Annotated in this window: 1 protein-coding gene; it reads right to left on the bottom strand. The window is 63.5% G+C overall.

Going from position 1 to position 1,108, the window contains the following annotated elements; genetic code table 11:
• Positions 1-373 precede the first annotated feature (373 nt).
• The coding region (locus EN932_RS36720; protein WP_164890871.1) for an aminoglycoside phosphotransferase family protein at positions 374-1,108 on the bottom strand (735 nt) is incomplete at its 5' end.

The following is a 1,108-nucleotide window of genomic DNA, read 5'->3' as shown; positions in this document are numbered from 1 at the left end:
ATGTGGAATATCTACCTGGTTTTCGCCGACATCGACCTGAATCTTGCCGACCCCTCTATCGCCAGGTGACGCCCATTCGCCAATCTCACTCTGATGCCGAGGCGAAAAGCGGGATGACGCTTCCAAGCCTGTCTGCTTCTTCCAAGACGATCGAAACCCTGGAGCGCTGTGGCGTCCCCGATTGTGACAGCAGCCAACCGTTCAAAAACGATTCCTCCGTGACGCCTCTCAGTCGACCTTGGCGACACGGGCGACGTGGTCGTCCGCCTCGATCAGGCGGATTGGCACTCCCGGGAAGCATGCGTCGGTCGGAATGTCCCTGGTCGCGCCATGCGACGGCGGATGTTTGGCGACGGGACTGGGTTTTGGTTGGCTAGAGCGGCTTATCGTTCGGCGCTTCACGCTCGCGCGCGCGGTCGGCAAGGACTTCATCGATCACGTGACAGGATTTCTCAACCTCAACAGGGTTGGCGTCGATCTGTCCAGCGACCGTGATCAGCGCCTTCCAAAGCGTCCAGCCACGACCGCGCGCCCACATCGCCCCGTCGGCCGGAAGGCCGGCACGAAACGCCTCCCGGCTTTTGCCTTCAAACAGCGTCCACGCAATCGCCAGATCGCAGGCGGGATCGCCGACGCCGGAGGTTCCGAAGTCGATCACCGCGCTCAATCGGCCTTGCCTGACCAACAGGTTTCCCCAACTGACGTCACCGTGGAACCAGACCGGCGCACCGTGCCATTGTGCGGCAAGTGCTGCCTCCCACACCGCACTGGCTGCGGCCGTGTCGATCTTGCCTTCGAGGGCGGCAATCGCTTGCCGGGCCTCGCCATCGTAGACGCTGAGTGCTCCGCCGCGAAAGAAATTGTGCTGTCCCGGCGCCGGTCCACCGGTGGCATCGATACGCTGAAGGGCGACCAGGAACGCGGCCAGGTCGGTCGCAAATTGCGGCAGGCTGGCAATCCGCTCGCGCTCTGCCGTCTCGCCTTCGATCCAGCGGTAGACGGACCAGTGCCAGGGATAGCTTTCGGCCGGAACTCCCATCGCCAGCGGCACCGGGATCGGCAGCGGCAGCAGAGGTGCGAGCCTCGGCAGCCAGCGATGCTCCTTTTC

This window comes from Mesorhizobium sp. M7A.F.Ca.US.002.01.1.1, from assembly GCF_004022955.1.
In the GTDB taxonomy this organism is placed as follows: Bacteria; Pseudomonadota; Alphaproteobacteria; order Rhizobiales; family Rhizobiaceae; genus Mesorhizobium; species Mesorhizobium ciceri.
The sequence above is the reverse complement of the archived record's forward strand: the minus strand, read 5'-3'. Positions and strand labels throughout refer to the sequence as shown.